Here is a 12,268-nt window from a genome sequence, read left to right on the forward strand (position 1 = left end):
CCGGAGTGGCCGCCCGGGAGGACGGTCGGCGCGCCGGCTCATCGCCGCCCAAGGGGTGAGGCGTTCGACGACCACTAGAACTGCAGGCCAACCGGGCGGGGCTTCCGGGACGGCCCGGCATGGCGCCGTGCCTGGGCGCGATGTCCCCGGATGCTGAGGGCCTCGGAACCATGCAGGAGGGACCATGGGCGACGACCACCCCAGCCTTCAAGAAGCCCGGCAGTCGACATCCACCGGCGCGGGCCAGGACACTCCCGGTCAGTCGGGCGTCATCGGCATCGCGCTCGCCGCCGTGCTGACGGCCGCACTCGCGCAGGGTTCCTGGCAATGGTTCTCCACATACGTCGGGGTGACCCTCCTTGCGGTGATCTTCTCCTTTTACCGACTGCCGACATGGAGGCCCGGCCTCGGTTCTGCGTACGCACGGAATCTGGCTGCGTATGCGCTGGTCGTCGGTCTGTGCGTAGCGATCACCCTGGCCCCCATGCTGCAGCGCTGGGCGTGGCTGTTTCCGATGCCGGGAACTCGTAACACATGTCCTGAGCTGGGCAGATACGAAGCCATCCGGACGGCGGCCGAGCTCGCGAACCTGGCTGGCCGTGGCAGCGCCGCCTTGGCTCAGGCACAGACATCTCAGAGCCGTATGGCTGTTGCCGACTGCCTGGCGCACACCACGACCCTCTGGCTGCCGGTGTACGGGGCCGGGGCGGCGGTACTGGTGGGTCTGGGCGCATGGTCCCTTGACCGGGGCCGGGCAAGAAAAGAGTCGGCCGTGGCCACCCCCGAACCTCATCCTCCTCGCCAGGAATGAGCAGGCGTGCAAACGGGACCGGGCCGCAAGGAGTGGCGGCCGTGGCAGCCGCCGGCGCATGACACGGCAGCCGACCATGGCCCGCCCCGCCGCCCCTACTCACACCTTTCCAGCTCGTCCCGAGCCCGTCGCTGCTCAAGTCCGTCTCTGCTCGAGTCCGTCTCTGCTCACTGGCGCTTGCTCAAGTCCCGTTCTGCGCACGCTCTTTGAGCGCGGTGACATACTCACGTGCCACTCGCTGTACCTCGGTATGCAGGGCCTCGCCCGCGGCCAGGACCTCGGGCAGCAGCTGCCTTTCCAAGGTGACCGCCCGGAAGGCCATGGCCACTGTCACCCGGTGATCCGGCCGGTGCACGATCTCGATGGGATCGCCGGCGCGGATCTCGCCGGGGACGATCACCCGCAGATAGGCCCCGGTGGCGGCATGCCGGGTGAAGCGCCTGACCCAGCCCTCCTCGCCCATCCGGCGCTGGAAGGTGAGGCAGGAAATCCGTCCACTGGTGGCCTCCAGCACCACATCGGGACCGATCCGCCAGCGCTCGCCGATCCTGGCGCCGTTGACGTCCAGGCCGGACGTGGTGAGGTTCTCCCCGAACGCGCCATTGGGCAGCGGCCGTCCCAGCTCGCGCTCCCAGAAGTCCAGGTCCTCCCGGGCGAAGGCGTACACCGCTTGGTCGTTGCCGCCATGACGACTCAGGTCGCAGACCGCGTCACCGGCCACGCCACTCGCTCCCCGTCCCGGTGGGCCCGGATCCGCCACCCGGACCGGACCGTCGGCGGGCTCCTTGAAGATCCCGGTGGTGCCGCTCGGGCCGGTGGCGTACTCCACGGCCTTGGGCCTGCCCAGGTTCACGGTCAGCAGCTTCATTGGCCTGAGGCTAATCAGTCACCCTTCGCCCCCTCCACCGATTTCGGGCCCGAAGCCGACTGACGAACTGCCCTGCCCGCCGCCCCTGATCGCATCGCTGGGACCTCCCTCCCCTTGTTGGCCGCCAGCCGCCAGCCGCCAGCCGCCAGTCGCCAGTCGCCAGTCGCCACCCGCTATCCGCCACCCGCTATCCGCGGCCCCAATCGCCAGCCCTCAGCCCTCAGCCCCCAGCCGCCGGCCGTCACGACATCGCCCGCCCGGTCACTGCCGCCGCTATGTATAAACCACGCGCCCTAGGCCACCGCACCTGGCCGGCGCACTCACCGCCCTCCAGCTTCCGGCTGTGGGCCCGGCGTCGGTCTGCCCGCCGGCCCAGACGAGGTCGTCGACGGGAACCTGGAGCCGCAGGCCCGGGAGGCGGCGCGCGAGGGCGCTGAAGGCGGCGCCGAGTTCGATGCGGGCGAGGGCGGCGCCGAGGCGCTACGGGCGCGCCGGCGCGCAGCTCCGCGTACTCCAGGGGCGGTTCCAGCGGACCGGGCCGCTCGAACGGCAGGGTCCGTACGGCGCTCGGCTCGGCGGCCTCGTTCATCTGCGGCATCTCCTGGGGTGGGTGTCGGCGTGGGCTCGTATGTCCCCCGGTACGCCGCCAGCGGACACGTTGACGTCGCGACAAGGTCAACCCGGCGCCCGCACCTTGGCCCAGAGGAAGGTTGCTGCGGTGTACAGGGCCGGCCGGTCGATGTACAGGGCCGGTCGATGTGTGGGGGGCGGCTTGGTAGATGCGGATGGTCTTGTCGAAGCCCCGTGGTCGTCGGCGCTGGCATCCGCTTCGCCTGAATCATCCCGCGCGGACCGGCTGCGGCTGTAGCCTCGGCCCTTATGAGCTGGCTGCCTGACGACTTCGTCCACCCCGTCCACGTGCCCGTCCCCGACACCGCGCTTCACCTGCGGCCTATCCGCGAGGCGGACACCGCGCTCGACTACCCCGCCGTGATGGGCTCCCGAGAGCGCTTGTGGGAGATCTTCGGCCCGGCCTGGGCTTGGCCCAAGGAGACGATGACCTACGAAGAGGACCGCATCGACTTGCTGCGGCACGAGAAGGAGATAGCCGCGCACCAGTCGTTCAACTACGCGCTGCTGGACGAAGAGGAGACGGCGATCCTCGGCTGCGTCTACATCGACCCGCCCGAGCGCACCGGTTCCGACGGAGAGGTCTCCTGGTGGGTGGTGGACGACCTCGCCGGCGGCGAGATGGAGCGCGCGCTCGATGCGCTGGTGCCGCAGTGGATCGCCGCCGACTGGCCCTTCCAGCAGCCCCGTTATCTGGGCCGCGACATTACGTGGCAGGATTGGCTCGCGCTGCCGCGCGCCTCGTGACACGTTCGAGGCGGTACCCGGATCGGGTCTTTGAAGCACGGTCTGATCGTTGTGTGGATGTGAACGTGCCGTTGACGGGACGCCTTCCCAGTGGGCGCGGATCGAGTCCTGTTCCCTGACCGGTCGCAAGGGGCGGGAGGAGACAGCGAGCCGATCGACCATGCTTTCGGCCGCTCCCGCGGCTGGTTGACCACGAGCATCCACCTCGCGGCTGATCCCGGCCGGCTGTTGGCCCTTGGCCCTGCTCATCTCCCCGGGTCAATCAGGCATGCGCCCAAGAGCTCCTAACGAAATGATCTCCAAGCTAGTTGGATCACGTGGAAGGTAAATCCGCTCGACAGCGCCCCTCGGCACCCGGCAAAGTGGCCGCCCGTGACGAGCAGTGAGCTGTGGACCCGTGCGACCGCCGACCGCTACGACGCCGAGGAGACTGAGTTGTCCTCGGCCGCCGTCCTCGGACCAACATTCGCCTTCCTCGCCGACCTTGCCGGAGACGGCCGGGCGCTGGAGTTCGCCATCGGGACCGGACGAGTGGGCGTCCCGCTCCGGGAACGCGGCGTGCCGGTAGCGGGTATCGAACTGTCCGAGCACATGGCAGCGGTGCTGCGGCGCAAGATCGACGAGGACACGCTCCCGGTAGCCATCGGGGACATGGCTACCACCGTCATCCCCGGCGAGTTCACCCTGGTCTATCTCGTCTACAACACCATCACGAACCTGCTCACACAGGACGAGCAGGTCGAGTGCTTCCGCAACGCCGCACGCCATCTGGAGCCCGGCGGCCGATTCGTCATCGAGCTGGGCGTGCCGCCGCTGCGGTTCCTGCCGCCCGGCCAGGTCGCGGTGCCGTTCGACGTATCGGAGCAACATCTCGGCTTCGACACCTTCGACCTCGTCGAGCAGATTCTCGTCTCGCACCACTTCACCCGCGACGGCGACGACGGCCGCTACCGCCGCGGAAACTCCCGGCACCGGTACGCCTGGCCGGCAGAGCTCGACCTGATGGCACGCATCGCTGGGCTCGAGCTGGAACGTCGAGTCGCGGACTGGGACGGGGCCCCGTTCACCCAGGACTCCGCGAAGCACATCTCCGTGTGGCGCAAGCCGACCTGAGGCCGGCCGCCGGGCCGTCAACGTAGGCCGTGCCTGTCCTGCAGCTGCTATCGGGAATTCAGGCGTCGCCAGCAGATCAGTGCGCATCCGGGAGAAGTCCAGGGCGTTCGCGCCGCGAAGCTTGGCCAGGAGAACCTGGTGCAGCCGGGACCGGACTCCAGCCGCGGTCCACTCGGCCACTCGGCCACGCGGCCGATCGGCGCCAGCAGGTCATACACAACCTTCCACGGTGCGTACGCGTGCGCTGCACCTCCCCCCACTCGTCGTAGGCGCGCCGGGCGACTCGTTACCGGGGCGGAGGGCCGGCCAGGGTGTCCAGGATGGTGTTGTACCGGTCCCCGAAGTCGATTCGGGTGATGTCGTCGTAGTGGAAGGACGTCGGGGCGCTGGCCCAGCGGGCTTTCGGATTGACTTCAAGCAGCTTGAGCCGCTTCTTTCCGAAGCGCACCGGTGCCCCGATGTACACCACACCGGGGTCCAGATCCTCTTCGAAGACTGCTATCAGGTGGTAATTCCTGCTGACCGACTCCACCAGCGACCGGAAGTCCGTCTGCGCGAGGGGACCATGCGGCCCCGGAGGAGGCCAGGGGCCCTCCCGCTGGAGCCAGCGCACCATCAGATCGCGGGATCCTTGGCGTCTGACCTTCACGATGTCGCGCGTTCTGAGCGCCACGAAACCGTCCAGCGCGAGACGGTTGCACTCCGCGATGACCGTCCATGAGGGCGTCACCTCGACCACGAACCCCTCGAGCTCGTCACTGCCCGGAAGCGCGCGATCGAGGTGCGTCAACTGGTGTTTCTCGGCGGCCTCTTGCAGCTGCCGTCGGACTTCTTTGCTCATGGTTTCCATGCTCCACGCCGTTCGCGCCGCGCACCATTCGTTTTGCTCGCCGCGGTGTTGACGCGGCAGATCAGGACCGCTGTACGTCGTTGATCGGCCCAGGGGGATGTGACGGGTGCTCAGGCGGTGAACCCCAGTGCCAGGGCGCCGACCACCGGCGCCGCGTACAGCAGCGGGAACGGGATGTGGGAGTACCAGCGTGCCCGGACGACGGTGACGACGGCTCCGGCGAAGTACAGCACCAGGCCGACCCCGGCCAGGACGCCGATGACCGGCAGGACCAGGCCGGCCAGCAGGCCCGCCGCACCCGCGGCCTTGGCCGCGCCGAGCCAGGGCCACCAGGAACGGGAGATGCCGTAGTCGGCAAGTGGCTGGACGACCCACTGGGCCCCGAGAAAGACGGAGGCGGCCGAGAAGCCGGCCATGGCGGCGGCGAGGAGGGTGACGACGATGTAGGCGGTGGACATCAGAAATGCTCCCATCAGGCGGATGCCGGTGCGTACTTGTGCGGCCGGCTCTCTTGCGTTCCTCACCGCGGTGACGTGCCACGGCGAAGGAATGTGACCGATGAGGGCGAGCAATTTTGCGTCGGACGTACGGCCAGGGCGACCGCGCCGGATTCGACGGCTGGCCGCGGTTGGCCGCGGCTGGTGATGGCGGGGGCGGAGACGCCGGGGTCAGCCGAAGGACGCCGTGGGTGGTTCGGCGCGGATGAGGAGGGAGAGCGCTGGGGGTTGTCCTCGAGCCGGTGGTGGCATCTCGCCGGTGGTGGACACCTCACCGGTGGGGCGGTAGGACGACCACCTGGCCGGCCTCGGCGAGCAGGGCGCGCACGTCCCCGTTGATGCTGACGGCGAAGTCCCGGCACCAGAAGCCGGAGAGTGTCCGCCGCTACTTCACACCGTTGCCGGAAGCGATTGCTGAGCTCGCGGGCCTGCTCGGGCCCGGCGACAGCGTCGGCTGGGCCGTTCCTTGATCCTGCTCGGCGGTTCCATGATCCTTTTCGATGGCAATGGCGGAGGCGGAGACGAGCGTCGCAGCGGCGAGGCTGCCCCAGAGGGCCGTCGGGCCGTGGGGTGCGAGAGCGGTGATGACCGTCGGGGAGACGGCGAGGCCGAAGCCTGTGGAGAGCTCGAAGCGGGCGAGGGTGCGTCCCAGTACCTGGGCCGGGGCGAGGGCTGTGACGAGTGCGGTGGCGCTGCCGGCATAGATGATCTCGCCGAGAGTGCAGACCACGGACACCGTGGCGACGGCCGGGGCACCCCAGCCGTGTCCCAGTGAGGTGGCCACGAGGAAGCCGAGGTAGGACGCGGCGAGTACCACGCCGGCGAGAGCCAGCACGCTCCGCCGGGAGAAGCGGGACATCAGGACGGTGACCGGAACCTGCAGGGTGACCACCAGCACCGTGTTGGCCACGAAGATGGCCGCCGACCACACCGGCGATGCGTGCAACTGTGTCACCAGGACCAGAGGCAGCGCGATTTCGGGGACGTTGAGGCAGAAGACGTAGATCACGTTGGCGGCCAGTAGCGCGCGCATCCGAGGTGCGGGCCCGTCGGTGCCGTCCTCGGCCGGGGTGGCGGCCGGACGCGCGTGCAGGCGGACCGACCACGCCAAGGCCGCCGCGGCGAGATAGGCGAGCCCGGTGACGGCCGCCAGCGCCTGCAACGCGGTGGTGCCGCCCGCCAGGCATACGGTGGCGAGGAGTGCGCCAACGCCCAGGCCGGCGTTGCGCAGGGCGCGGCCTCCCGCGAGAGCGGCGTCGCGCTCCCGGCCGTGGGCGACCGTGGCCACGAGAGCCGCGTGGGCGGCCGGCCATGCCTGGTTGCCGATGCCGAGGAAGAGCGCCGCCGTCCCGAACAGCCAGACGTGTCCCGCCGGGGTGGCCAGCAGCAGCGCCACGCCCACCACCCGCACCAGCATCGACGCCGCCACGACCGTGCTGCGTGCGCCCCGGTCCAGCCATCGGCCCACCGCGGGCATGCACACCAGACCCGCGACGATGCCGACCGTCATGGCGATGCCGGTGGCCGGCGCGGACAGCCTCAGCACCGTCACCCCGTAGAGCAGCAGAAAGGGCCGCAGCAGGCCGGTGCCGAGCGCGTCCACGGCCAGGGCGACGGCATAGCGGGGGCCTCCGGAGGCACGGACGAGGGCGCGAGGCTGGATCTTGGTGGTGGTTGACATGGCGGTTACGGTGCGTTGGGAGGCCGGGCTGGGCACGTCGGTTGACGGACACCGTCAACCGACGCCGTCGCCGGCCAACCGGTCAGTGATGCTGAGGGGATGACGTTGAGGATCGACATCAGCGGCCTGCCGTCCGAGCGGCTGCGGTTCGCCGCCTCCCCGCTGGCCGAGCTGACCGCGATGCTGCACGTTCTGGCCGAACCCGGGCATCATCCGCAGTTCACCGGCTGGGCGGCGGAGGTCCGGTCCGGGCTGCGGCCGGAGCTGTCCGAGCGGTTGCGGGAGGCGGAGTTCCTCTGGCGTTCGTCACAAGCCGACTTCCTGATCCCCGCACGGCCCCGGGCGACCCTCGCCGAGGAGTTGGACGATGTGGACCGGATCGACGACGAGACGTATGTGACCGCCGCGCTCGTCACCACGTGCGGCAGCAACCGGGTCCACTTCGCCGCGCCGTCGCCGCTCACCGACGCGACTGCGCGCGAGCGTGCCCTGGACCTGGCCCAGGCTCGCGGCGCGCGGCAAGAAGCCTTCACGGAACGGCTGCTCGCGGACCCTGCCGCTGTGCGGGCGCGGGTGCGCCACACTCTCGAACAGTGCGCCGAGGCCTTCTTCGACGCCGCCTGGGCGGGCGTCGCCGTGCAGCTCGCCAACGACCTGCGCCTGAAGAACGACCTGCTCAAGCGCCAGGGCATCGGGGCGGCGCTCGCATCGGTCTCCGGCGCGGTCACCCTGGCACCGGACGGCGACTGCATCATCGTGGACAAGCTGCAGGACAAGGCGACCGCCGCCCACGGCACCGGGGTCACCTTCATACCCAGCGTCTTCGGCAGCCCGCACCTGGTGGTGGTCCACGCGCCCGGGTGGCAGCCGGTGGTGCAGTACCCCGTGGCCGAGCAGAGTCCATCGGAACCCGTAGCGCTGGAAACGGTCACCCTACGGCTGGAGGCACTCGCACATCCGGTACGGCTGCGGCTCCTGCGCACCCTTGCCCGCGGCCCGCACACCACCGGTGAGCTGGCCCACGCCTGGGAACTTTCACCCCCGGAGGTCTCCCGCCACCTCGCTGTCCTGCGCCGCGCGGGCCTGCTCACGGCCCGGCGGCACGGTCGGTACGTCCGTCACACCCTCAATCTGCCCGATCTGACGGCGCTGGGGACCGACCTGCTGGCGGCCGTACTGCGCTGAGTGGCTTCGGTCTGCGCCGCACCTGATGAGGGGGTTCCTTGGTCTCCCGCAGCGAGACGGCCGGGGCAGATGGGGCAGCCGGGGCAGCCCGGGGCAGTGAACCGGCTCTGCGGCTGTCGCCTCATGAGCACCCCGGTCGACTGAGAGCCGGCCAATACGCCCCTCAGTCGACCGCGGGGAGAGCCGAATCGCGTACGCAATCCCTTACGCTCTGCAACAACGGGTGATGCCGGCAGTCAGCGGTGTCGCAAACGGCAGAGAGGAACGCAACGATGCACGCCTCCAAAGGGGATCGCCTTGTGATGCACGGTCGGGTCGTGGGCAAACACGATCGGGTCGTCGAGATCGTCGAGGTTCTCGGCCCCAACGGCACGCCGCCCTTCCGCGTAAGGGCCGAAAATGGCCACGAAACCATCATGTCCCCCGGACCGGACTGCATGGTTGACCATCGCAAAGCATCCGACCCTGCCTGAGTGAGGAACGCCGTCTCCCTTGGTCACACCGCGGGAAGACGAGCACGGCGGAGATGACTGTGGAGGCGTCGGCCTTTCCCCTCTTGGACTCTGACTCTTCAGAGCGGAAAAGGGCGACGCCGTCCGCGTGCACGCGGAGCTCCGCCCAGGTGCCGTCCCGGCGGGGCTGGAGATCATGGGACTGGGCTTGAAGTTGTCGCTGCGGCAGCTTCTACCGTCTTGAACAGGGCCGGAGAGGTCGGCCCGGTGAAGCACTTGTGAGGAGGCGGCGATGGCCTGGCCGATTGCGGAGGTCGCCCGGATGTCGGGTGTGACGGCCCGGACGCTGCGGCATTACGACGAGATCGGTCTGCTGCCGCCGGCCCGGATCGGCTCCAACGGTCACCGCTACTACGAGGAGCGCGAGTTGCTGCGATTGCAGCAGATTCTCGTACTGCGGGCGCTGGGCCTGGGGCTGTCCGAGATCGGCCGGGTCCTGGCCGCGCAGGTCGACGAACTGGAGGCCCTGCGCGGCCACCACCGTCGGCTGCTCGCCGAGCGCGACCGGCTCGACGCCCTGGCCGGCACCGTCTCCCGCACGATCACCGAACTGGAGCAGTCCAGGAAGGACGGTAGACCCATGACGAGCATCAACCGGCCGGAGAACCTCTTCGAGGGGGTGGAGCCAGCTCAGTACGGGGAGAGCCTGCGTGCTTTCCCGGAGCTGGCGGGGGATACCGAGCGGCGTACCTCGGCGATGAGTGAGGCGGAGATCGAGGCCGGGCACCGCAAGCGCACGGCTCAGATGATCCGGCTGGCGGAGCTGCTGGCCGCGGGCACGCCTGCCGACGCCGTACCGGCGCAGGCCGAGATCGATGCCCAGTACCGTGCGCTGGCCGAACTCCGGGCAGTTTCGGCCCAGGAGTATCGCGCGATCGGGCGTGCCTGCGTGGACAACGAGCAGTGGCGCGCGGCGTACGAGACGATCGCGCCGGGCCTGGCCGAGTATCAGCGCGATGCCATCGAGGCGTACGCCGCTACCCGGCTGAGCTGAGCTGAGCGGACCGGGGCCGTCGCTATAGCTATGGCTCATGGCGGCGGCCCGCATCCGTGGCCCCCCGCCCGGCGATCCGCAGGGCGTGGAAGCCCTGACGGTCCGGGGCTGGAGGCAGCCAGGTTGTCGGCGAAGGTCACGGTCCGGCGGGTGCGGGTGCGGGTGCGGGATTGGACGCAGGCGTGTGGGCGTGGGCGTATGCGGGTTCGGAACCGGGTTGTGTCTCGGCTCGGTGCTGGACCGCGGCCAGCACGGGATAGTCGGTGTACCCGGTCTCTCCGCCGACGTACATCATGTGCTGGTCGCGGACCGGATTGAGCGGTGCGCCGATGCGCAGCCGTTCGACCAGGTCGGGGTTGGCGAGGAACGCGCGGCCCAGGGCGATCAGATCGGCTCCCGCGGCCAGCAGCCGCTCGCCCGCCTGCATGCCGCCGTCGGCGGGCAGTGGTGTTCCCCAGCCCAGGGCCGGGTTGGCGATCAGCGTGCCGGGCCAGGACTTGCGGAGGTCATGGAAGAGGGGCTGGTCCGGGTCGGCGAACACGAGGTGCAGGTAGGCCAGGCCGGAGTCGGCCAGGGTCTCGATGAGCGCCGGGTAGATGTTCCCGGTGTCGCCCTCGTCGATGCCGTTGATGGTGTTTCCAGGGGAGATGCGCAGGCCCACCCGGTCGGGGCCGATGGCTTCGGCGACGGCCTGGGTCACCTCGACGGCGAACCTGATGCGGCCGGTGACCGAGCCGCCGTAGGCGTCGGTGCGGCGGTTGGTGCCCTGCGACATGAACTGGTGCAGGAGGTGGCCGTTGGCGGCATGCACTTCCACTCCGGCGAAGCCGGCGTCGAGGGCGTTGCGGGCGGCGGTGGCAAAGTCGGCCACGGTGGACCGGATGCCGTCGAGGGTCATCTCCCGCGGCACGACGGCGTCCTGGCGCCCGTCGGGGGTGTGGATCGTCTCCGGCAGCGGGACCGGCGAGGGCGCGACCGGTACCAGCCCACTGTTGTCGGGATGGCCGACCCGGCCGCCGTGCTGCAGTTGCAGGAACATCCGGCCACCCGCGGCCCGCACCGCTTCGGTGACGTGCCGCCATCCGGCGACGTGCCGCTCGTTGTAGATCGCGGGGATGTGGGGGTACGTCTGCCCCACGGCGTTCGGTGTGGCGGCCTCGGCGATGATCAGTCCCGCGGAGGCGCGTTGTGCGTAGTACGTGGTCATGATCGGCTGCGGGACACCGTCGACGCCGGCGCGGTTGCGGGTCAACGGTGCCATGACCAGGCGGTTGGGCAGGTGCAGAGCGCCGAGGCGGGCAGGTTCGAACAGGCGGGATATGGCTGGCGTGTGCGTCATGTCGGTACGGTAGAAGTTGACATCAGTGTCAGATTCAAGTCCGTCGGCGGGCACACGGGATGGGGCGGGGTGGGGACATGCGGATCGGTGAACTGGCCCGGCGCAGTGGGGTGAGCGAGCGTTCGCTGCGCTATTACGAGACGCAGGGGCTGCTGAGGGCCGAGCGCACTCCGGGTGGCCAGCGGCACTACGGCGAGTGGGCCGTCGACCGGGTCATCCGCATCCAGGCGCTCTACGCCGCGGGGCTGAACAGCAAGAAGATCGCGCAGCTGCTTCCCTGCATGAGGGATGCGGACGGCGGCCCGTCCGAGATCGCCACCCCGCGGCTGGTCACCGAGCTCACGGCGGAACGGGAGCGCATCGACCGAATGATCACCGACCTGATCCGCTCCCGCGACGTCCTGGACGAAGCCATCACCACGGCCTCGGCCGACCCGCCGGCCTCCGCCATGTCCCGCGCCGATACCACCCGGCTACACCGCGGACCTGCCTGATCAACCGAGGCCACGCCCAGTCTTCGAGCCCGCCACCACCGTTGGATCCTTCGGGGAAGTTCGCCCTACACGGCGGCACTCGCGAAGGCGGCCACATTGCGTGGGCAGCGCATGAGTTCGCTGAAGTCCGGGCCGTACGGCGCCTCGTCTTCCGGGTACTCCGGATCGGGTTCCCAGTCGTCCGCCTCTTGGAGCCGGTACATGAAGCCAGTGAGATCGTCCGGGATGCTGAAAGGCCCCTCATCCCACGGGTGAGTGTCATGCGTACAGCTGTCCTCCCGCTGACGGAAGGCGGCGAGCGCTGCCTCCAGCGCCTTCTCCGCTCGGCGGACGAGATCCGGGCGCTCGTCGCACCACTCCATCCACGGGCCGACGGCAGCGACCCCGAGGACCCAGTAGACAGTGGCGTCACTGTCCAAGTCGGTCTCCAGCTCGCTGATACAGATGTCAATCGTCGCCCACGGATCACCGGTGGGGTAGCCACCGATGACGTTCTCGATGCGGCTGGTGAACTCGTCAATGTCATCCCAAGGTCCAAACACGTGAT

General features: G+C 69.6%; 13 protein-coding genes and 1 pseudogene. 7 read left to right on the plus strand and 7 right to left on the minus strand.

Annotation, left to right across the window (positions count from 1 at the left end; all coding sequences use genetic code 11):
* Positions 1-184 precede the first annotated feature (184 nt).
* Entirely contained in the window at positions 185-811 is a 627-nt protein-coding gene (locus tag NUT86_RS39390) for a hypothetical protein (RefSeq protein WP_159483671.1), read from the plus strand.
* Positions 812-992: 181 nt separating this feature from the next.
* On the opposite strand, the gene NUT86_RS39395 is transcribed toward NUT86_RS39390, so the two are convergent.
* Complete coding sequence (locus NUT86_RS39395) at positions 993-1,679, minus strand: MOSC domain-containing protein (protein ID WP_266450706.1); 687 nt, start codon at positions 1,677-1,679, stop codon at positions 993-995.
* Between the two features lie 879 nt (positions 1,680-2,558).
* Between NUT86_RS39395 and NUT86_RS39400 the strand changes: the two genes are divergently transcribed.
* Positions 2,559-3,056 (plus strand): GNAT family N-acetyltransferase, encoded by a 498-nt coding sequence (locus tag NUT86_RS39400; RefSeq protein ID WP_262036843.1) that lies wholly within the window; start codon positions 2,559-2,561, stop codon positions 3,054-3,056.
* 372 nt (positions 3,057-3,428) lie between these two features.
* Positions 3,429-4,169: a class I SAM-dependent DNA methyltransferase gene (locus NUT86_RS39410; RefSeq protein ID WP_274740197.1), complete on the plus strand. Its 741-nt coding sequence runs from the start codon at positions 3,429-3,431 to the stop codon at positions 4,167-4,169.
* 75 nt (positions 4,170-4,244) lie between these two features.
* Here NUT86_RS39410 and NUT86_RS39415 read toward each other — a convergent pair.
* From NUT86_RS39415 to NUT86_RS39430, 4 genes and pseudogenes are all read right to left on the minus strand, one after another.
* A pseudogene (locus tag NUT86_RS39415) lies at positions 4,245-4,340 on the minus strand (IS5/IS1182 family transposase); the annotation flags it as partial.
* A gap of 115 nt (positions 4,341-4,455) precedes the next feature.
* Complete coding sequence (locus NUT86_RS39420; protein WP_274740198.1) at positions 4,456-5,010, minus strand: hypothetical protein; 555 nt, start codon at positions 5,008-5,010, stop codon at positions 4,456-4,458.
* A 119-nt stretch (positions 5,011-5,129) separates the two neighbouring features.
* Positions 5,130-5,477 carry a DoxX family protein gene (locus NUT86_RS39425; protein WP_159483663.1) on the minus strand — a complete coding sequence of 116 codons (348 nt, stop codon included), beginning with the start codon at positions 5,475-5,477 and terminating at the stop codon, positions 5,130-5,132.
* Positions 5,478-5,901: 424 nt separating this feature from the next.
* Positions 5,902-7,197, minus strand: coding sequence for an MFS transporter (locus NUT86_RS39430; protein WP_274740199.1), 1,296 nt, complete (start codon positions 7,195-7,197; stop codon positions 5,902-5,904).
* Positions 7,198-7,296: 99 nt separating this feature from the next.
* Here NUT86_RS39430 and NUT86_RS39435 point away from each other — a divergent pair, with 99 nt between their 5' ends.
* The 3 genes from NUT86_RS39435 to NUT86_RS39445 all read left to right on the plus strand — a co-directional run bounded on the left by NUT86_RS39435 (position 7,297) and on the right by NUT86_RS39445 (position 9,888).
* Positions 7,297-8,382, plus strand: coding sequence for a helix-turn-helix domain-containing protein (locus NUT86_RS39435; protein WP_274740200.1), 1,086 nt, complete (start codon positions 7,297-7,299; stop codon positions 8,380-8,382).
* 272 nt (positions 8,383-8,654) lie between these two features.
* Entirely contained in the window at positions 8,655-8,855 is a 201-nt protein-coding gene (locus NUT86_RS39440) for a DUF1918 domain-containing protein (protein ID WP_078518720.1), read from the plus strand.
* 271 nt (positions 8,856-9,126) lie between these two features.
* Entirely contained in the window at positions 9,127-9,888 is a 762-nt protein-coding gene (locus tag NUT86_RS39445; protein ID WP_274740201.1) for a MerR family transcriptional regulator, read from the plus strand.
* Between the two features lie 136 nt (positions 9,889-10,024).
* Here NUT86_RS39445 and NUT86_RS39450 read toward each other — a convergent pair whose 3' ends face one another.
* Positions 10,025-11,227, minus strand: coding sequence for an alkene reductase (locus NUT86_RS39450; RefSeq protein WP_274740203.1), 1,203 nt, complete (start codon positions 11,225-11,227; stop codon positions 10,025-10,027).
* A gap of 77 nt (positions 11,228-11,304) precedes the next feature.
* On the opposite strand from NUT86_RS39450, the gene NUT86_RS39455 reads away from it, so the two are divergent.
* The gene (locus NUT86_RS39455) at positions 11,305-11,721 is read left to right on the plus strand and encodes a MerR family transcriptional regulator (protein WP_018091427.1); all 417 of its coding nucleotides are present in this window, start codon (positions 11,305-11,307) and stop codon (positions 11,719-11,721) included.
* Positions 11,722-11,786: 65 nt separating this feature from the next.
* Here the strand turns inward: NUT86_RS39455 and NUT86_RS39460 are convergent, their stop codons facing one another.
* Positions 11,787-12,263 carry a hypothetical protein gene (locus tag NUT86_RS39460; RefSeq protein ID WP_018091426.1) on the minus strand — a complete coding sequence of 159 codons (477 nt, stop codon included), beginning with the start codon at positions 12,261-12,263 and terminating at the stop codon, positions 11,787-11,789.
* Positions 12,264-12,268 lie beyond the last annotated feature (5 nt).

It is taken from the genome of Streptomyces sp. G7(2002) (genome assembly GCF_028870195.1).
Taxonomy (GTDB): domain Bacteria; phylum Actinomycetota; class Actinomycetes; order Streptomycetales; family Streptomycetaceae; genus Streptomyces; species Streptomyces nigrescens.

Bases quoted from the DNA above. Each gene is read 5' to 3' on its own strand.
- NUT86_RS39390 (WP_159483671.1), top strand. From the start codon at position 185: ATGGGCGACGACCACCCCAGCCTTCAAGAAGCCCGGCAGTCGACATCC.
- NUT86_RS39395 (WP_266450706.1), bottom strand. From the start codon at position 1,679: ATGAAGCTGCTGACCGTGAACCTGGGCAGGCCCAAGGCCGTGGAGTAC.
- NUT86_RS39400 (WP_262036843.1), top strand. From the start codon at position 2,559: ATGAGCTGGCTGCCTGACGACTTCGTCCACCCCGTCCACGTGCCCGTC.
- NUT86_RS39420 (WP_274740198.1), bottom strand. From the start codon at position 5,010: ATGAGCAAAGAAGTCCGACGGCAGCTGCAAGAGGCCGCCGAGAAACAC.
- NUT86_RS39425 (WP_159483663.1), bottom strand. From the start codon at position 5,477: ATGTCCACCGCCTACATCGTCGTCACCCTCCTCGCCGCCGCCATGGCC.
- NUT86_RS39430 (WP_274740199.1), bottom strand. From the start codon at position 7,197: ATGTCAACCACCACCAAGATCCAGCCTCGCGCCCTCGTCCGTGCCTCC.
- NUT86_RS39435 (WP_274740200.1), top strand. From the start codon at position 7,297: ATGACGTTGAGGATCGACATCAGCGGCCTGCCGTCCGAGCGGCTGCGG.
- NUT86_RS39440 (WP_078518720.1), top strand. From the start codon at position 8,655: ATGCACGCCTCCAAAGGGGATCGCCTTGTGATGCACGGTCGGGTCGTG.
- NUT86_RS39445 (WP_274740201.1), top strand. From the start codon at position 9,127: ATGGCCTGGCCGATTGCGGAGGTCGCCCGGATGTCGGGTGTGACGGCC.
- NUT86_RS39450 (WP_274740203.1), bottom strand. From the start codon at position 11,227: ATGACGCACACGCCAGCCATATCCCGCCTGTTCGAACCTGCCCGCCTC.
- NUT86_RS39455 (WP_018091427.1), top strand. From the start codon at position 11,305: ATGCGGATCGGTGAACTGGCCCGGCGCAGTGGGGTGAGCGAGCGTTCG.